The sequence below is a fragment of the Candidatus Poriferisodalis sp. genome, assembly GCF_965205175.1.
In the GTDB taxonomy this organism is placed as follows: domain Bacteria; phylum Actinomycetota; class Acidimicrobiia; order Acidimicrobiales; family Poriferisodalaceae; genus Poriferisodalis.
The window spans coordinates 1355861-1374705 of the sequence record NZ_OZ242038.1 but is presented as its reverse complement, the minus strand read 5'-3'; the positions used below and the strand labels follow the sequence as shown (position 1 = coordinate 1374705).

Here is an 18845-nt window from a genome sequence, read left to right as displayed (position 1 = left end):
TCAGGAGCTGCAGGAGAGCTGACTGCAGCCGACTGCGGTGCGAGCCCAGTCGGGACGCAGCGCGGCGTAAGCCTCGCGGCCGGGCTGTTCGTCATAGGGCCGGCGCATTACCTCGAGCAGCTCACCGATGGCTTCGGGCCGACCCTCAGTAGCGCTGTCGATTGCCATCTGCGCCAGGTAGTTGCGCAAGACGTAGCGCGGATTCACCCGATTCATCGCCTCGGCCCGCGCTGCGTCCGCGATGCCGAGCGCGCGCAGCCTCGCGGCGTAGCGTTCGACGAATTCGCTCATCGTCGCACGATGTTCGTCGCTGACCTCCGACGGCCGATACCACGCCTCAGCGAGCGGTGCGATGCGCTCTTCGGGCGCGATCGCTTCGGCAGTTGACACCTCGGCGAGGCGCCTCCAGAACACGGTCATGTCGGTCTCCACTAGCTGCAACACCTCCAGCACACCGGTGGCCAGCTTCCGATCACCGTCGGTGTCGAGCGCAGGCAAGCCGAGCTTCGCGGCCATCATCGCCGACCACAACTGCTCGTAGCACTGCACGTAGCCGTCCAGCGCCGTCTGCAGACCCTCGGGCGCGCCGACCAGCGGGTACAGCGCATTGGCGAGCTGCATGAGGTTCCATTGCGCAACAGCCGGCTGGGTGCCGAAGCGGTAACGGCGGTGCGCAGCGTCGGTGGTGTTCGGGGTCCAGTCCGGGTCGTAGTCGTCCAGCCAGCCGTAGGGGCCGTAGTCGATAGTGAGGCCCAGGATCGACATGTTGTCGGTGTTCATCACCCCGTGAACGAAGCCCACCCGCATCCACTCGCACACCATGTGGGCCGTCGAGCGCACGACCTCCGCGAAGAACTGCACGTACCGATCGGGCACCGGAAGCTCGCCCAAACGAGCGAAGTCGGCTTCGATGACGAAGTCAGCCAGCCTGCGCAGCGTGCCGAGGTCGTCACGCGCAGCGAAGATCTGGAAGTTGCCGAACCGCACGAACGATGGCGCTACCCGGCACACCACAGCCCCGGGCTCGGGTGCTGGGTTCCCGTCGTAGAGCATGTCGCGCATGACCATGGCGCCGGTCCCCACGAGGCTCAGCGCCCTCGTCGTGGGTACGCCGAGGTGCATCATGGCTTCGCTGCACAGGAACTCCCGCACCGAACTGCGCAGCACAGCAAGCCCGTCGGCAGTGCGCGAGTACGGCGTCGGCCCGGCCCCCTTCAGCTGCAGGGTCTGGTGCAGGCCGTTGCGGTCCACGACTTCGCCGAGGGCGATGGCCCGGCCGTCGCCCAGCTGTCCCGCCCACGAGCCGAATTGGTGGCCGCCATAGCAGTGGGCGTGGGGATCCATGCCCGCAAGCAGCGTGCTGCCCGAAAACACCGCAGCGAACTGCGGGCCGTGTACTAGCTCGGCGTCGAGGCCGAGCTGTTCGGCCATCTCGGTGCTGTACGCGAGCAGACGAGGCGCGGGGGCCGGCGTCGGCACCACCCGCGAGTAGCAGGCGGCCGTCACCTGGCGGCGTTCGTTGGTGGCCTTCGGGTCGGCCGGCAGTGCTGCGGTGAAGCGATTGTCGAAGCGCAGTTCGACCAGCGAGGTGATCGGCGGTTCAGTGCCCGCGGCGCTCACAGCAGCTTGAGCCCTTCGTTGTAGCGACGAGTCGGCAGATGCTGCTCACAGAGCAGGCGCGCCATCTCGGCGAAGACGCCGGCAGCCTCGCTGTCGGGTGCTACTGCGGTGATCGGCATCCCCTCGTCGCCTCCCTCACGCAACTGCGGCACGAGCGGCACTTGGCCGAGCAGCGGCACCCCCAGTTCGTCGGCCAGCGCTTGGCCGCCTCCGGCGCCGAACAGCTCGTAGCGCTTGCCGTCGTCGCCGGTGAACCAGCTCATGTTCTCGATCACCGCCCGCACCTGCAGGTTGACGCGCCCAGCCATGTGCGCGGCGCGCTGCGCGACCTTCTGGGCGGCGAGCTGCGGCGTGGTCACCACCAACAGCTCGGAGCGGGGCAGGAACTGCGCGAGCGACAGCGAAATGTCACCGGTGCCCGGCGGCAGGTCGATGAGCAGGTGGTCTGGCTCGTCCCAGAAGACGTCGGTCAGGAACTGCTCCAGCGCCTTGTGCAGCATCGGGCCGCGCCAGATCACCGGCTGATCCTCGCGGGCAAAGAACCCCATAGACATGCAGCGCACGCCGTGCGCCTGCGTGGGCACCACCATCTGGTCGATCACGGTCGGCGGGCGGCTCACGCCGAGCATCCGCGGTATCGAGAAACCCCACACGTCGGCGTCGATGACTGCGGTGCGGGTGCCGCGTTGAGCCAGCGCGATCGCGAGATTGACCGTCACACTGGACTTGCCGACACCGCCCTTGCCGCTGGCAACCAGCAGCACACGGGTCTTGTTGCCTGGCTGCGCGAACGGCACCGCCCGGCCCTCGGCATGGCCGTGGCCTGCGTGGGTGCCCGCAGTAGCCGCCGGATCGCCGATGAGCTGAGCCCGCAGCGCCGACTGCTCGGCCTCGTCCATGACCGTGAACTCCACGACCACGTCGTCGATGCCCTCAATGGAGCACCCTGCCTCGCTGACGGCGTGCGACACATGACCCGCTGCGGGCCAGTCAGTCGACGGCAGGGCAACGAGCACCTGCGCAGCGCGCCCCGCCACTGCGGCGGCCCGCAGCATGCCCATCTCGCCGATGGGCCGGCGCAGCTCGGGATCGGTCACCTCCGCCACCACGGCGGCGAGCTGCTGATCGGTGATGGCGGCCGGCCCGCCGTTGGCGGCTGACCTTCGACGCTTGCCCTTCACCCGCTGCCCTTCACTCGCTGCGGTTCGCTGGATTGGCACGCTACTGGCGCGGGTGGCGTCGTAGCTGCCGGCCGTGTCTTGTCCGGGCGGGGTGCGGGCAGGGGCCTCCGTGCCCCAACAGCTGCGCCGCCGATGCCTCCAGCAACGTCATGTCCGGGCGGGGTGCGGGCAGGGGCCTCCGTGCTCAAACAGCTGCGACGCCATTGCTGAACGCGCGGGGTGCGTGACGGCACGTCTGACAGTTGTGTCTCGTCCGGGCGGAGCGTGGGCAGGGGCCTCAGTGCTCAAACAGCTGCGACGCACCTGTTGAACGCGCGGGGTGGGTGGCGTCGCAGAACTGCGCGCGGAGGCCCCTGCCCACACCCCGCCCTCGCCGGTGAGTTCACTCGCCGCAAACAATGGGCGATGCCCAGTACCCGCGGCTTGCGTGCTCGCGTTCCGCCTTGGTTGGTGCGATCATTCGCCGCTCGCTCGTTGGAGGCTCGCGGTGGTGGCGGCGACCTGTCGAGTTTTGGGCTGCGGCTGCCGCGCGGCATGCTCGGGCGGCGCGGCTGACGACTGCGGCTAAGGAGCTTTGGTCCACCAGAAGACACGGCGTATCGCGGACCAGCGCTTGCAAGTCTCCGAATAGGCGACAACGCTGACCCGCAGCCGATAACCGGCGCCTGCCGCATGGCCGGTGAGACTCACGGTGCGAGTGAGAGCGGGGCCGGCGGACTCGAAGGCGCCCGCCCCCACGCGTTCGCCGGTGGTCACATTGCGCACCTCATAGGCGTAACGGACGGTCTTCACCCAATGCGGCACACCCGCACGGGTGTACGCGCAACGCACATCACGCTGCACATCGGGCATGGCCGCGGGTTTCGTCCAGGTGACCGTCACCCGACCCGGCTTGCCGGTGTCCACTTTCAGTTCTCGCACCGGCATCGGGCTCATCAACGGACGCCCCGGCGGAACCGGCGGCCTGCCCGCCGCGGTCACAGTAAACGCGCGCGTCACCGGCAGCGAAAAACTCCAGCACACAGCACTGTACGCCAGCACCTCCGCGGTGTAGCTCACCCCGGGGTCAAGGCCGGTCACCAGCCAGCTCGTGGTGCCCGACAGCACCAGCGACTCCGCCACCACACGCCCCACACCCGACCCGCCATCACTCGACCGTTCTCGGACCCGCACCAGAAACCCCGACGCCTCACAAGCACCGCCCCCCGGCACCGACCACGACACCAACAGCACACCGCCGCCCGACACGACCCGCACCCCCGACGGCTGCCACGGCCTCCCAGACACCACCACACCACCAGAACCACCCGAACCGCCAGAGCCGCCCCCACCGCCGGAGCCTCCTCCCGACGAAGACCGCGGCGCCGCCGTCGTCGTCGTGCTGGTCGTCGCAGCAGTCGTCGAAGTCGTCGTGGTCGTCGCAGCAGTCGTCGTGGTCGGCGATGTCGTAGTGGTCGTCGTAGTCGTAGTCGTCGGCGCCGTCGTCGTAGTGGTTGTCGTAGTCGTGGTGGTGGTTGTCGTAGTCGTAGTCGGCGGTGCCGTCGTCGTCGTAGTGGTCGTCGTCGTCGTCGGCGGTGCCGTAGTCGTGGTGGTCGTGGTGGTCGTGGTAGTGGAAGTTGTCGTTGTGGTGGCGCCGACGGTATGCGACGCCCAGTCCGACACCGGCCCCCAGCCGGACGGATTACGAGCCCGAATCTGCAACCGCCACCTGCCATCAGTAATCCCCGACACCGGACCGAACGCCAACGACGTCGTCGAACTGCCCGAACTCGGCACATTCCTCCACGTGGACTTCGACCCACCCGGATACTCCCACCGATACGCCCACCGATTGATCGTCACGTCATTCGGATTCGTCCACGACGCATCAAACGTATTCGTGCTGCCACGCCGACTGAACGACAACCCCGACGGCTTCGCAGGCACCCCCGCCGCAGTCGTCGTGCTGGTCGTAGTCGGCGCCGTCGTAGTAGTCGTCGTAGTGGTCGTGGTCGTCGTAGTCGTAGTGGTGGTCGTCGATGTTGTCGTGGTCGTCGTAGTCGTAGTGGTGGTCGTCGTAGTTGTCGTGGTGGTGGGTGCGTTGGCGCCGTCGTCGTCAAGCACCTCCAACACCGCCGACCCTCCCACTCGCGCGAAAATGCTGCCGTAATTCGGATACAGATACAGCACCTCGCGCTTGTTCTCCTGAGTGGTGTCCCCCAGCACACTGAACACCAATGAACCCGTGCTCTGCCCCGACGCAATCGTGATCGTGTACCCGTTCGGCCAACATACGTCAGCGTGCGCTGGACTCGGCGCCGAACACGACGTCGCCGGCGTGACATTCCCGTTCCCCGTCAACGTGCTGGCCAACGCCGAGTTCTGCGACAGGCGATTTACAGTCACCACCCGGCCCTCCGTCGGCGCCGGAGACGGCAACGTCACCGACAACGTCACATCGGTGCGACCCGCATTGCCCTCACGCACCTGCGCAGGCGCCAACGACACCCCGATCACATTGCTCGACATGCCCGGCGTGCCGGACTCCAAACCTGTCTGCGGGCCCGGTCCGTTCGCGTTCACCGCCCGAATCTTCACATAACTCCCTGCTGACGCCGGCAGCAAGAACGACGTCGTCGACGCGCCCGAACCAGACATGTCCACCCACGCCGTCGAATCCCGCGCCGCCGCCGACGCGCCGCTCCCCGAAGAAGGAGCCACCACGTACTGATACTTCGTGATCGACGCATCGTCCGGATTCACCCAATACGCCCGCAACCCGCCCACAGCCGGAGCAATCACAAAATTCTCCGGCTTCGCCGGCACCGAACCCTGACCCCCAACAACCGACGGCACCAACACCACCACCCACCCCGCAACAACAACCGACAGCAGTCCCCACAACGCACCACCGCCCCCAACAGCAGCACGCCGCCGCTCAACTACGCACCGACCCCCCCCCGCGGCAGCCGCTCACCAAACGCCGGAGACGACCAACACCTAGCATCGAACTAGCCGCCGACGGATCGCTGTCGCATGGTGCCTTCAACACGACGGGTAGACTACTCACCCAGCAAGGTGCAACACAGCTAGCCGCCGACATCGGACAGCGACTGCTGGACTTGTTCGGCCCGCATTTCGGCAATGGCGCTGTTGAGCGCTGCGGCCATAGCGGGCGGGGGGCCGCGCTCGAGCGCGGCTTGGTAGTAGCCGATCGCTCCCGGCAGGTCGCCCTCGATGAAGCGGGCCGCGTAGCCGCGGAACACGAATGGATCGAACTCGCCGGGGTTCAACGCGACCGCAGCGTCCAGCGACGCAAGGCCCGCAGCGATCAGCTCCCGGTCCGGGATGCGCACCAGCAGCCAGCCCCGCAGCGCCAGCGCCTCGGCATCGCGAGGATCGGCTGTCAGCACACGGTCAAGGTCCTCCAGCGCTGACTGCAGTTCGCAGCCTGCGCCGAGTGCGTCGTCGGCCTCGACGGCGCTGTTGTCGCTGTCGAGGTCTTGCGAACCGTCCGCGCCCTGCGCGCCGCCTGATCCTTGCGCTGCCAGGGACTCGCACTGGCGCAGGTGCAGCCGAGCCGACAGCACGCGTGCGCCTCGCAGGTCACGGTCGAGCCGGAAGACTTCTTCCAACGTGGCACGGGCTTCGTCCAGCTGGTTGGCGGCAAACTGCCGCTGCGCGTCCACCAGCAGCGAACGAGCCGAACGGTCGATGTCGCCGGAGACGGTCTCACCGGACAGGCGCAGCCCCGCAGATCGAGCTACCGCCACGCCTGCCAGCGCGCCGATCACCACCAGCGAGCTGACCGTGACGACCGAGGCCAGACGCGTCCGGCGCTTGCGCGCAGAGCGGCGCTGCGGCTCGGTCGCGTCACCTGCGCCTGACTCGGTCGCGCCGCCGGCCTCTTGAACCCGCCAGCGGCGGACGGCGACCCATAGCCCTGCTGCCGCGGCTGCGAACGCGGCAATCGGCAGCGCCCACACCAACGTGCCCACCCCTTCCCCCGACGGCAAGGCGTTGACGTCGTCGCCGTACGCAGCGGCGAGATCTGCCCGGATCTCGGCATCGCTGCGGTCTGCGTCCACCCACAGGTCGATCTGTCGGCGCATGGCGGCCGCCGCGGGAGCATTCGACTCCAGCACGCTCTGGCCGTCGCAGACTGGGCACAGCGTCGCCTCCTTGAGGCGGTAGGCCCGCTCCGCCTCGGTGGCCGGCGTGCGCGACGCCGTGGCCGCTGCAACCGCCGCCGCCACGGTCACCGCCGCGATGACGAGCCAGCCGACACGTCGCGCCGTTCGACGGGTCTTCGCCGACGCCTCGCCGTCGGCCGAATCGGCGCTGCTCATGGCGGGCTCATCGGCCGGACTGCGGCGCGGCGTCCGCGTCGGCAGCGCTCACCAATGCAGCAATGACCGCATCAGGATCGTCCGCGCTGATCTGACCCTGCCAGCGTGCCGCCACGATGCCGCCGGGCGTGATCAGGAACGACTCGGGCGGTCGCAGCACGCCGAACTCGACCGCCCAGCGGGAATCGGGATCGGCCATGACCGGCCACTCGCCACCCAAGCGCTCGTAGAAGGCCACCGCATCTTCGGTGCGGTCGCCGAAGGGCACGGCGACCACGACGCCGTCGTCGCGACGGCGAGCCGCCCACGTCTCCAACGCCGGATGCTCGCGCTCGCAGGGCACACACCACGAGGCAAAGAAGTTGACCAGCACCCACCTCGGCCTCGACGACAGTGGTCCCACCGCGTCGATGTCGAAGCTCGTCAGGCCATCGCGGCCGATGCGCACGCCCGGCAACGTGGACGCGTCCTGTCTGTCATCGAGGGCCGGAGGCCAGATGAGCTCGCCGCGCAGCGGCGGCACCAGCTCGCCGAGGAGCGGACTGGCCACGCTGATGCCCCCGCCGTCGGCGTCCCGCGTCGCCAGCAAGGCAATCAAGCCGGCCGCGACCAGGCCGAACAGCACCGAGGCGAGCAACACCCAGGAGTGGCGTGGCTCGTCGTGCAGGTCGCCGTCGTTCACCTCGCGGCCCAGCTCATCGGGTGCCCAACACCCTCGAGCTGTCCTCGGCGCTGACCTCGGCACGGTCGGCAGGGTTGCCGGAGGGGCTGATGTCGGCGCTGATGTCAGGGCTGTCCTTGGTCGCGGCGGCGCGCTGCTGTTCGTGGCCGCCGTGTTTCCCTAGACGCCGCGTACCGATGCGATGCGGCACCAGCGCTACGGCGATGCCGAGCACCAGCACCGCGCCGCCCAGCCACATCCATGCAACCAGCGGCTTGATGAGCACACGCAGCGCCACCTCGTCGCTGCCTTCGTCGGGAATGGTCGCCAGCGACAAGTACACGTCGTCGATCAGGCTCGTGGCCACCGAAGGGGTCGAGATCGGCTGGCCGAACTCGGCAAATCGCGTCACTGCCGGCTCAAAGACACCGCGGCCACCGATGTCCACGCGCGCGCGCACGACCCGGTTGCCGTTCTCGACGGCGTCGGTCAGGCCCAGGTAGGTGACCTCGCGGCCGGCCACCACGCCGGATTCGCCCGGCGAAAGCGTGAACTCGCCGGTCGAGCCGTATGCGCTCGACGCGACGAAACCGAACGCGATCACGCCGATGCCGATGTGGGCGATCATGCCGCCGCCGGTGCGGCCCACCAGTCCGCGCCAGCCGTTGCGCCGCACGCCCAGCCACAACAGCCGCACGGCGCTGCCGATGACGAAACCGCCCATGCCCAACGCCAGCACCTGCCACAGGCCGTGCGCGCCCGCCCACAGCGACATCACCATGGTCAACGCCCCAGCCGCCGCTGGCCACAGCAGCCGCTTCGAGCGCAGTTCCGCCGGGGTGCCGCGCCAGTTCAGCGCCGGCGACAACGCCATGAGCGCCAGCAGCGCGATCCCGACCGGTGCCAGCATTCGGTCGAAGTAGGGACGGCCGACGGCGAGACGCTCCGCGGAGACTGCCTCGGCCAGCAGCGGAAACACCGTGCCGAGCATCACGACGAAGGCGGCGACGGCGAACAGCAGATTGTTCCCCAGGAACGATCCCTCGCGGGACCAGATCGAGCCCAAGCTCGCCGGACTGCGCAGCGCCTCGCCGCGCCACGCCACCAGCAACACGCCGCTGAGCACAATCAGCGCGAAGAACGCCAGCAGAATCGGCCCCAGCGACGACTCGCTGAACTCGTGTACCGATTCGAGCACGCCCGACCTCGTGAGGAACGTGCCGAAGATCGTCAACGCGAACGTGATGATGAGCAGCGACAGGCTCCACACCCGCAGCATCTGGCGGCGCTGCTGGGTAATGAGCGAATGCACGAACGCTGTGGCAGTCAGCCACGGCAGCAGCGAAGCGTTCTCGACCGGGTCCCACGCCCAGTAGCCGCCCCAGCCCAGCACCTCATAGGACCACCAGGCGCCCAGCAGGATGCCCGCACCCAAACAGCCCCAGGCGACGAGCGTCCACCGGCGCATGTCGGCCAGCCAGCCGCCGTCGACGCGACCCGTCAGCAGCGCTGCCACGGCAAACCCGAACGGCACCGTGAAGCCCACATAGCCGAGGTACAGCATGACGGGGTGAATGGCCATCAGCGGATGGTTGCGCAGCAGCGGATTCAGGCCGCCGCCGTCCGCGGGCCGATCGGACAGCGTGGCGAACGGATTGGCCGGGCCCGCCAGCAGCGCAAAGAAGAAGACGCACACGCCCAGCATCACCGCCAGCGCCCAGGCAACCGTCGGCTCTGCAGTGCGAGCACGGAACCGCCACGCTGCGGCGCCGACATAGCCGCACAGCACCAGCGCCCACAACAAGATGGAGCCTTCGAGCGCGCCCCACAGCGTCGCGATCTTGTACACGAACGGCGTGGCGACGGTGGAGTTGCGCGCCACATACGCCAGCGAGAAGTCGTCGCGCAGCAGGGCGAACTCCATGGCGCCCACGGCCAGCGCAGCGCCGGCGGCCATGGCCGCGACCCACGCCAGCACCCCACGACAGCGTTCGGGCCGGCCCAGCACCCTCGCAGCGATCAGCGTCATTGCGCCACCGAGCGAGCTGACGAGGCCCACCGCCACGCCGAGCGTGCCCAGCAGGGAGATCACAGCCGAGGAACCTCGAAGGGGCAGTCGTCGAGGAAGCTCTCGGGCGGCGCGGCCGGATCGTCGAGGCGATCTGCGTTGGCTGCCTCGTACTCGTTGGTGTGCTTCACGAGCATGTTGTCGCTGGCAAAGAAGTGGGTGTCAGCACCGGACACGGTCACTACGTCGCCTGCCACCCAGCGGCCTTCGAGCACCACCGGAATCCACGGCGACTCGAACAGGTCCGGGGGATCCACCGTGTGACGCACCGATACCGAGGCGCAGTTGTGGATCACCTCGAAGACGGTCACGCCGCCGTCGACGGCCACCGAAGCCGGCACGACACGTCCTTGCAGGCGAAAGCGGCGGTCGCCGAGTTCGCTGCGCGCCGCGATGGCCTCGTCGGCATTGCGAAAGAACAGCGTGGCATTGCGCAGTCCGGCAACGGTTGCTGCGCCGCCCGCGATGAGCAGCACCAGCACCACCGTGACGATCACGGCCTTGCGCTGGCGCCCCAGCTGCCGGCGTGCAGCAGCACGATCACCCGGTGCGCCGAGCGGGCGCCGGGGACTGAGGTCAGTCATGCAGCTCAGCCGCGGAGTCGCTCATCGAGACCGCCGTCGCACTGGCGTCATTGTCGGGAGGTGCTGAGACGGGTCGCGCAGCGGGCGGCGTCTCCGAGCCGATGCCCAGCTGTCGGCCCAGCTTGCGGCTGCGGTGAAAGACCCACACGACATAGGCCGAGGTTGCCGCCGCCGACAACGCATAGCCCGCGATCACATTGGCCGCGTGCGTCACCGGCCGGCCGCTTGCTCGCTTCGACGCTGGGAGAGCAGCTCAGTCAACGATGCCTCCTCAGCCAGCTCCTCGATGCGCAGCACCCGGTAGCGGTGAATGCCGGTCCACACCGCGACGACGGTGAAGGTGGCGAACGAGTACAGCAGCGTCCAGAGCATCTCGCCGGAGATGTTGAGGTCGCCGCCGGGCCGCAGGCTCAAACTGCCCTCTTGATGCAGCGTGCGCCACCAGTCCACCGAGTAGTGGACGATCGGCAGGTTGACCACGGCAATGAGCGCCATCACGCCGCATCTGCGCGCCCGAGCACGTGACTCCGTCGGGAGCCGACGCAAGGCCAAGTACCCGAGGTAGGTCACGAACAGCAGCACGGTCGTAGTGAGCCTCGCGTCCCACTGCCAGTAGGTGCCCCAGGTCACCTTCCCCCACAGCGAGCCGGTCGCAAGCGTGAGGGCGGTGAACAGCACACCCAGCTCGGCTGCGGCGCCGGCGGTGCGGTCCCATCGGCGCGCCGCGCGGTCGACCAGCTCGCCCTCGGCGCCGCCTTGGCCGCTGCGAGTTTGCCACAGCACCAATGCGCTGGCGAAGGCCGTCAGCACGAAGCTGCCGTAGGCCACCCAGATCGAAGGCACGTGGACGTACAGGAGGCGCACGGCATCGCCCTGGACGACATCGGCCGGCGACGTCCACAGCGCCAGCAGCGCCATCACTCCGGTCGCAGCAATCGCGACCACGCCCAGCACCCGTGTCGCCACCGTCGCGGTCATCGTGCGCCCGGCTTCATGACTCAGGCATCCTCCAGCAGCACGCCAGCCGCTGACCAGCCCACTGCGATGTAGGTCATCAGGACCACCGCCAGCAGCGCTGTCCAACTCCAGCCTTGATCGGCACTGGCGCCGAGCGCCACATCGAACGCCCGGGTTCCGGCCAGCAGCACCGGTGCCGCCACCGGTATCAGCAGCAGCGGCAGCAGGGTATCTGCGGTCCGCAGACCCGCCGTCATTGCCCCGTAGAGCGTTCCGCACACGGCGAGCGCAGCCACGCCGCAGAACCCGGCAGCCACCACCAAGAGCCACTCGCGAACCGTCACCGAGTAGAGCACCAGCAGGCCCGCCGCGGCGAAGACGCCGACGACGACGAGCTGCAAGGCCAATGCTGCCGCCTTCCCCAGCAACACGGCCGCGGGCGCGAGTCCTGTCAGACGCAGGGCGTCGAGATGTCCGTCGTCAGCCTCGACGTCGAAACTGCGTTTGGCGCCGAGCACGGTCCCGAAGAGCACTGCCACCCAGAACAGACCGCCTGCCCCGGCACGCAGCAGCGCAGGGTTCGCGTCGAGACCAAAGGCAAAGACCACCAAGACCAGCAACACGATCGGGACGATCTGCACCAGCGTGATGCGCGCTCGCCGCTCGATGGTCACGTCCTTGCGGCAGACGAGCCAGATCTCACGCCACATCGGCCGCACCGTACGTCGGCGTCGGTGGCATGGTCGGCGGCACTGCTGCGGCGACGCAGCCGCCTGCGAGAGCCACCTGGCGGACAGCCGCAAGGCGAGCGCTTGCCGTCTCGTGCGTGGCGAACATGACCGTGGCACCGGCTTCGACAGCTTCCAACAGCAGCTCGTCGAGCGCATCCCGACTTGAGGCGTCGAGCCCGGCATGAGGCTCATCGAGCAGCCACAGTCGCGGGCGCGCAATGGTCAGGCACGCCAGCGCCACCCGCCGCTGCTGTCCGTGCGACAACCGCCCTATGACGACGCTGCCGAGACGGCCGCCGAGTGCGAAGCGGTCGATCGCGGCCGAGACCTCCAGCGCAGTCGCACGATGCACTGCTGCGCAGTAGCGCAGCTGATCGTCGACTCGCAGATCACCGTAGAGCGGCAGTCGATGGCCTAGCAGCCCCACATGCGCGCGCACGGCGCGGCGTTCGGCTCGCAAGTCGAAACCGAGCACCTCGGCCCGCTTGGCTTGCAGCGGCACGAGTCCCGCGCACGTCCGCAGCAGCGTGGTCTTGCCCGCTCCGTTGGGTCCCCTCAGACACACCATCTCGCCGGCTTCCACGCTGAGGTCCACGCCCGCCAGTGCGGGAAAACGACTCAGCAGGGCAACGACACTCTTGAAGGCAACGGCAGCGCCCACGCATCGTCAATGCTAGGGACCGCTCATGCATCCCCGATGGTCCGCGTGCCTTGCGGTATCCTCGGAACGCGGTGTCGCTCATCGCTTTGGTCGCCTCTGTCGGAACCGGTCTCGGATTGGCCCTGGCTGTGGTGTCCGGTGTCACTCCGCGAGAAATCGTCAGGCGGCTGCGCGTGCTGCGAGTCCAGTACTGGGGTGTCTTGGCCCTCGGTGCAGTGCTGTCGCTGGCCGTCGCGCTGGACGCCAACATGCTCGCCGGCAGGTTCGCGCTCGGCGTCTCGTTCTCCTTGCTGCTGGCAGGATGCCTGCTCAACCAGCACATCACTGGAACTCGCGTGGTCGCCTTCGGCCTTGCCGCGAACCTCGGCGTCCTGCTCGTGAACGGCTACGTGCCCATGAGCCAGGCCGCAGTCGTGGCTGCGGGCATCATCGACTTCGAGGGCATCGACCGCGTGCTGCTCGGAGCAGCACGCCGATGGTCTGACGACGCAACGATCGCCGCATGGCTCGGCGGCGCGATTCCGCTGGCGCCGCTGCGAGATGTCGTCTCGTTGGGCGACGTGGTGACGGCCGCCGGACTGGCCAACGTCGGCTTTCGGCTGATGTCGCCGGCCGCGCGGGATCGGCAGCGACGCGAAGCCGCCGCGCGGCGGCACAGCGCTGACCACGACGATGCTTCAGTCGTTCTGAGACCGGCCGCGCAGGTCACCACGCTGGAACATCCGCCGCTTGCGTCATTCGCTGCGCCGACATCGCCGGACGCCGCGGCGAGGCTGTCGCTGAGCGATTCCGGTGTGCCAACCGTCACCGCGCCGTTGGCGGCCATCGGAGCGTCCGCACAGCACCAAGCGCCGGCGCCAGAGCACAACGAGCCTGCCCACACACCAGCGCGCACGGCGCCGGCGCCCGATCCGGCTCGCAGACGGCCTGCGTGGACGTCGCGGGTCGAGCCGGCGCCGTGGCCGGCACCAGCGCCGTGGCCCCAAGAGTCGTGGCTGCACGAGACGCAGCCGCACAGCAGACAGCCGCACGAGACGGACACCTTCGACAGCGTCTGACGCACGGCAATACTGGGGGGCGTGGCCGATGCTGGCAGCTCCGCTCATCCGAAGCCTCCCGAACGTCGTGTTCGACGTCCTGGCGAGCTGCGCACGGCCGACAGTGTGGGCGGTGAGCCATTCGACGACGTGCTGGTTCGACGAGCCCGGCTGAAGCGCATCACCAGCATCGGTCAGCGGACCGGATACGGCCTGTACGGGGCGTCGCTGGTCTGCGGCGCCGTCGGCATCCGCTGGGGCTACACGCCGCTGCTGAGCACGCTGATCGCGGTAGCACTGGTGGTCGGCTCGATGCTGCTGGCGCCCAGCATCGTCATGAGCCACGGCATCAAGGCTGCCGAGCGAGAGGAGCGTCGGTGACCCGGGCGGCGGCCGACAGCAGCACCGCGCCGGGTGCGCTCGACGGCATACGCATCGTCGACCTCACCACCGTGCTCATGGGGCCGCTGGCGTGTCGGATGCTCGGAGATCACGGCGCGGACGTCATCCGTGTGGAGTCGCTCGACGGCGACTCAACGCGCAACGGTCGGCCGGCCCGCTCCGCCGGCATGTCCGGCTTCAGCCTCAACCTTCAGCGCAACAAGCGCTCGCTGGCGCTGAATCTGAAATCCGAGTCCGGGCGCGAGGCCATGAGACGGCTGCTCGCTCGCTCCGACGTGCTGGTCACGAACATGCGAGCCGCAGCGCTCGAACGCCTCGGCCTCGACGCCGACTCGCTGCGAGCGCAGTTCCCACAGCTGATCTGTGCCAGGGCGAACGGCTACCGCAGCGACGGCCCGTACCGCGACAAGGCGGCATACGACGACGCGATCCAGGCCGCTTCGGGCCTGTCGGACCTGATCGGCCGCATCGACGGCGCTCCGGGCTTCGTCCCGGCCGTCATCGCCGACAAGGTCACCGGGCTGCACGTCGTGCAAGCCGTGCTCGCGGCCCTGTTTCACCGGGAGCGAACCGGCGAGGCGCAGTCGATCGAGATTCCGATGTTCGAGACCATGGTGGCGTTCAATCTGGTGGAGCACTACCGAGGCGCGGTGTTCGAGCCGCCCGAAGGACCGTTCGGCTACGAGCGTCTGCTCACGCCGCACCGGCGTCCGTATCCCACCGCAGACGGCTGGGTGTGCCTGTTGCCGTACAGCGACGCACAGCATCGCGCGTTCTTCGCCTACGCCGAGCGGCCGGAACTGGCTGACGATCCACGCTTCGCGGACCACAACTCGCGCATCGCCCATGTCGACGAGCTGTACGCGATGTTCGGCGAGCTCGCGGCTCGGCGCACCACCCAGGAGTGGGTCGACTACTGCGACGCACATTCGATACCGGCGGCTCGCGTGATGAATCTGGCAGAGCTCGACACAGACCCGCAGCTCGCCGCCGTCGGCCTCGTGAGCATCGCAGATCACCCCAGCGAAGGGCCCTACCGCCATGTGGCAGATCCGGTGCTCTACGCGGCGACGCCGACTCGGCTGCGGCGCCACGCCCCGCTGCTCGGCGAGCACGCGGTCGAGATTCTGAGCGAGCTGGGCTACGACGCAGACTCGATCGACGCGCTGCGCAGCGACGGCGTCATCGTGACGCCCGGCTGAGCATCTGCCGAAGCTGGTGGCACGTGCGCCGTGTCGCCTCGCTGCGGGTGCCAGTTCAGATGTCGGCGCAGCACCCGGTTCCATTTGTTGGCGGGGAGCGTTGGGGTCAGCGCAGCGAGGCCGGTGCAGTACTTGCTGAACGCCACCGGTCGGATGCCGGAACGCCACAGGATGCGGTCGACGGCGCACGGAACGCCGGACGTCTTCGTCTCGATGACTGCGGTGGGTCCGAATCTGAGCTGTCGTCCGGCGCCGTGCCACGACAACCCGACACTGCGCCAGCACAGCTCGGTGTCGACGGTGACGCGGGCCGTTTCGCCTGCCGTGATGCACAGCGTGGCACGCAGGTAGCTGGTGGTCAGCACGGGGCGAAGTTCGCCTGCGAGCGCCCGAGTGCGCTCGATGGACTCGACGAACGCACGGCCCTCGGCAGTCAAGCCGTCTGCTTCGCACGGATCACACGCCGCGCGATGCTTCACCTTCCGCCCGCGGCGGTCCGGCATCTTGATCTCCAGCATGGAGGTGTGGGTGTCGAGGTACTGGCGTGCCCTGAGCTTGAAGCGTGACGGCCGTCGATGTGCAGCGCTGTAGTAGGAGTCGAGCCTGGCCGAGTCGAAGTAGGTGGAACGGTAGGCAAACTGGTTGCGGCCGCCGATGGTGAGCACGCGGCACGCAGAGCCGAGCCCAGCCTGGATGTGGCGGAGGATGCCAGGCACGTCAGCTTCGGGTACCAAGTACTTGCGATCGGTGCGGTTCTGGAGATCGGCCGTCGCCGTCAGCTCGGAGCGTCCGATCGGCGCGAACGCCGTCAGCTGCTCGATGAGCGACGGTTCGACGGTTCCCAGCTTCACGGCGTACCGCCCGCAACGCGGCCGGCGCGACCGTTCGCCCGTGCATCGCTCACCCGCGCGTCGCCGAACGAGGTGCCGCGGATCTCGAAGCGGACGTCGACGTCGGTAGTGTCGTTGACGAGGTCCACCCGCCGCACGGCGATCCGATGCACCTTGGCACCCAGAAGATCCTCAAGGTGTGCCCACAGCTCGCCTTCGTCGGTAATCGCACGGTCGAGGGTCACGCGCTGAGAACGGTACGTCTTCAGCAGTCGGCCGTGATCGCCGACGAAGAGCGCAGCGAGCAGCGCCGCCATCAACACCGGCGCGAGCCACAGCGGCGAGGTGGGGACCCCGCCGAGCACGCCGAGCGCGAGCGCAACGAAGTAGTACGCGATCTCGTGCTGGTCGAGTTCCACTGATCGCAGCCGGATGATGGACAGCACGCCGAAGAGGCCCAGCCCGAGGCCAGCGGTGATGTTCGTGGAGGTGAACGCCTCGGCGACGGCGAGCACGCCGAAGTTGACGCCCAAGTACGCCACGATGAGATCGCGCCGGCGATGACGAGGCAGGTACAGGCCGAACGTCAGAATCGACACGGCAATGATGTTGAACACGATCGGGAGCAAGGCTGTCATGGTGATCTCCTAGCGCCTGAGAAGGGAGTAGGGGCATGGCCGAGTGGCGGGCCTACGGCGTTCGTGACCTGAGGTATACGCCGCGCAGATGTGAGTTCGCTGAGAACGGGCTGAGAATCGTCTGCATGTTGCTCACAGCGAATTCTCAGACAGATCAAAGCCAACTGCGAAACACGTCTGGTGAGATGCAGTCACGAGGAGGTAGCCATGCCCCGACGAACCGCTATCGCCAAGGGAATCTGCGCAGCCGGCGTTGCGCTCCTGCTGCTCGTCGCCTGCCAGAGCGATCGCACGATGTCCGACGCCGAGGATACGACCCCGACTCCGACGTCTGCGGGCGCGGGGCCGACCACGACCACGGCAGTCGGGGACTCGAGGCCGCCCAACAGCGGTCAGCGCGCAGCCACCACCACGGCTGTCGCTCCCGCCCCGACCGCAGCGCCGTTCGATGCCTCGGTGGTCCACGATATACAGCTGAGCTTCGATCAGGCTGACTACGACGAGATGATCGAGTCGTACTCCAAGACGGGCGACAAGGAGTGGATCGAGGCAACGGTGACCATCGACGGCATCACCTACGAACGCGTCGGCATCCGCTTGAAGGGCAACTCGTCGCTGTTCGGTCTGCGCGACGGAGAACTGTACATGATCTACAACGACGTGGGTTACGACGACGCCAGCCCAGACGACAAGTTCGTCGTCCACGACCCCTGCACGTACGAACTCCTCAAACTGGAGTCGAAAATGGAGTACGAAATGGCCAAGCTGGAGTCGGAGATCGTCCCATACAATGGAAGAAGCGAACCCGCGCAAGAGGATGATGTAGGTGACGCATCGGTGGCTCCGGGGGGCTTCGCCAATTCAGGACTCTACTTCGACGATCCCACCGCAGACGAACCCGAGCAATTGCCGTGGCTGATCCGCTTGGACCGCTTCGTTGACGATCAGAACCACTCGGGATACGTCGATTTCGTCATCCGCTCGAATCTGATGAGGACCTCGCTGAACGAGGCGGTAGCGCAGGAACTGCTGCAACGAGCGGGCCTGGCCGCGCAGGCAGCGGCTCATGTTCGATTCACCGTCAACGGCACCGGTCCGCAGCTTCGTTTGATGGTCGAGCACCCCTCCGACGACGCTTGGCAGGAGCGCAACTTCACGGCGGCCGGCGCGCTCTACAAGGCTGAGAGCGGCGGCGACTGGTCGTATCGCGGACGAGATGCTGACTCGTACGTCGGCGCTTTCGACCAAGAGGGCGGCAAGAAGGTGGCCGATCTTGGACCGCTGATGGATTTCCTCAAGTTCCTCAACGAAGCCGACGATGCTACCTTCGCTGCGGAGCTGCCGGAGCGCCTCGACATCGATGCCTTCGTCACGTACTTGGCCATGATGGAACTCATCGGCAATTGGGATGACATCGACGGTCCGGGCAACAACAGCTACCTGTGGTGGGATGCCGACGCGGAGCAGTTCACGGTCGTGCCGTGGGACATGAACCTCACTTTCGAGGGCAGCACTATCACGGACGGTGTCGGGTTCAACGACAACTATGCCACAGACTCCGATGACTACCTGTGGATGTACACACCACCTGGCGGCGTCGGCTATTCGTTCTTCGCGGCACCGCGGGAGGGATTCGACCTGCCTGAGGAATGCAAGCGCACATATTGCCCCGAACTGAGCGAAGACTCAGACGATGATTGGTGCGTGATGCCGATCATTGGCCAGCCGCTGACCGAGCGCTTTCATGCCAACGACACATTCGACAACCGCTACAAGACGAAACTCGCCGAAATGACCGAACAGTTCATCGACTCGAAGGTAGTGGCAGAGATCCTCGCAGCGCGCGTGGCATTGCTGAAGGAACACGCGACCGACATGGTAGACGCCGAGATCATCGAGCAAGAAGCCGGCTCGATCACGGCATTCACGAGCAGTCTGGGTTGAT

17 protein-coding genes are annotated in these 18845 nt (G+C 67.7%); 4 read left to right on the top strand and 13 right to left on the bottom strand.

Annotated elements, in window-relative coordinates; all coding sequences use genetic code 11:
* From ACOGI4_RS06040 to ccmA, 11 genes are all read right to left on the bottom strand, one after another.
* Window positions 1-1620, bottom strand: a complete 1620-nt coding sequence (locus ACOGI4_RS06040; RefSeq protein WP_419843024.1) for a protein adenylyltransferase SelO — start codon at window positions 1618-1620, stop codon at window positions 1-3.
* A complete protein-coding gene (locus ACOGI4_RS06035) occupies window positions 1617-2801 on the bottom strand; it encodes an Mrp/NBP35 family ATP-binding protein (protein WP_419843023.1) in 1185 nt (394 codons plus the stop codon). Before ACOGI4_RS06035 ends, ACOGI4_RS06040 begins: the two co-directional genes overlap by 4 nt.
* Window positions 2802-3365: 564 nt before the next feature.
* Window positions 3366-5606, bottom strand: a complete 2241-nt coding sequence (locus ACOGI4_RS06030; RefSeq protein ID WP_419843022.1) for a fibronectin type III domain-containing protein — start codon at window positions 5604-5606, stop codon at window positions 3366-3368.
* Window positions 5607-5869: 263 nt separating this feature from the next.
* Entirely contained in the window at window positions 5870-7129 is a 1260-nt protein-coding gene (locus tag ACOGI4_RS06025; RefSeq protein WP_419843021.1) for a cytochrome c-type biogenesis protein CcmH, read from the bottom strand.
* A gap of 7 nt (window positions 7130-7136) precedes the next feature.
* On the bottom strand, window positions 7137-7811 hold the full coding sequence (locus ACOGI4_RS06020) for a TlpA family protein disulfide reductase (RefSeq protein ID WP_419843020.1): 675 nt from the start codon (window positions 7809-7811) through the stop codon (window positions 7137-7139).
* Window positions 7812-7824: 13 nt separating this feature from the next.
* Window positions 7825-9882, bottom strand: a complete 2058-nt coding sequence (locus tag ACOGI4_RS06015) for a heme lyase CcmF/NrfE family subunit (protein ID WP_419843019.1) — start codon at window positions 9880-9882, stop codon at window positions 7825-7827.
* A complete protein-coding gene (locus tag ACOGI4_RS06010) occupies window positions 9879-10442 on the bottom strand; it encodes a cytochrome c maturation protein CcmE (RefSeq protein WP_419843018.1) in 564 nt (187 codons plus the stop codon). The genes ACOGI4_RS06015 and ACOGI4_RS06010 overlap by 4 nt, the downstream gene beginning before the upstream one ends.
* Window positions 10435-10656 (bottom strand): hypothetical protein, encoded by a 222-nt coding sequence (locus ACOGI4_RS06005; protein WP_419843017.1) that lies wholly within the window; start codon window positions 10654-10656, stop codon window positions 10435-10437. Before ACOGI4_RS06005 ends, ACOGI4_RS06010 begins: the two co-directional genes overlap by 8 nt.
* The gene (gene ccsA / locus ACOGI4_RS06000) at window positions 10653-11420 is read right to left on the bottom strand and encodes a cytochrome c biogenesis protein CcsA (RefSeq protein ID WP_419843016.1); all 768 of its coding nucleotides are present in this window, start codon (window positions 11418-11420) and stop codon (window positions 10653-10655) included. Before ccsA ends, ACOGI4_RS06005 begins: the two co-directional genes overlap by 4 nt.
* A 20-nt stretch (window positions 11421-11440) precedes the next feature.
* Entirely contained in the window at window positions 11441-12109 is a 669-nt protein-coding gene (locus tag ACOGI4_RS05995) for a heme exporter protein CcmB (protein WP_419843015.1), read from the bottom strand.
* Complete coding sequence (ccmA, locus tag ACOGI4_RS05990; protein WP_419843014.1) at window positions 12099-12791, bottom strand: heme ABC exporter ATP-binding protein CcmA; 693 nt, start codon at window positions 12789-12791, stop codon at window positions 12099-12101. Before ccmA ends, ACOGI4_RS05995 begins: the two co-directional genes overlap by 11 nt.
* A gap of 71 nt (window positions 12792-12862) precedes the next feature.
* Here ccmA and ACOGI4_RS05985 point away from each other — a divergent pair, with 71 nt between their 5' ends.
* The 3 genes from ACOGI4_RS05985 to ACOGI4_RS05975 are packed head-to-tail and all read left to right on the top strand — an operon-like array spanning window position 12863 to window position 15432.
* Window positions 12863-13849 carry a DUF5317 family protein gene (locus tag ACOGI4_RS05985; RefSeq protein ID WP_419843013.1) on the top strand — a complete coding sequence of 329 codons (987 nt, stop codon included), beginning with the start codon at window positions 12863-12865 and terminating at the stop codon, window positions 13847-13849.
* 21 nt (window positions 13850-13870) lie between these two features.
* A complete protein-coding gene (locus ACOGI4_RS05980; RefSeq protein WP_419843012.1) occupies window positions 13871-14209 on the top strand; it encodes a hypothetical protein in 339 nt (112 codons plus the stop codon).
* The gene (locus ACOGI4_RS05975; protein ID WP_419843011.1) at window positions 14206-15432 is read left to right on the top strand and encodes a CaiB/BaiF CoA transferase family protein; all 1227 of its coding nucleotides are present in this window, start codon (window positions 14206-14208) and stop codon (window positions 15430-15432) included. The genes ACOGI4_RS05980 and ACOGI4_RS05975 overlap by 4 nt, the downstream gene beginning before the upstream one ends.
* Here ACOGI4_RS05975 and ACOGI4_RS05970 read toward each other — a convergent pair.
* Together ACOGI4_RS05970 and ACOGI4_RS05965 are read right to left on the bottom strand one after the other, a co-directional pair.
* Window positions 15372-16283, bottom strand: a complete 912-nt coding sequence (locus ACOGI4_RS05970; RefSeq protein WP_419843010.1) for a polyphosphate polymerase domain-containing protein — start codon at window positions 16281-16283, stop codon at window positions 15372-15374. The genes ACOGI4_RS05975 and ACOGI4_RS05970 overlap by 61 nt on opposite strands.
* Entirely contained in the window at window positions 16280-16900 is a 621-nt protein-coding gene (locus ACOGI4_RS05965) for a DUF4956 domain-containing protein (protein ID WP_419843009.1), read from the bottom strand. The genes ACOGI4_RS05970 and ACOGI4_RS05965 overlap by 4 nt, the downstream gene beginning before the upstream one ends.
* Window positions 16901-17107: 207 nt before the next feature.
* Between ACOGI4_RS05965 and ACOGI4_RS05960 the strand changes: the two genes are divergently transcribed.
* Window positions 17108-18844: a CotH kinase family protein gene (locus ACOGI4_RS05960; protein WP_419843008.1), complete on the top strand. Its 1737-nt coding sequence runs from the start codon at window positions 17108-17110 to the stop codon at window positions 18842-18844.
* The last annotated feature ends 1 nt before the right edge of the window (window position 18845 follow it).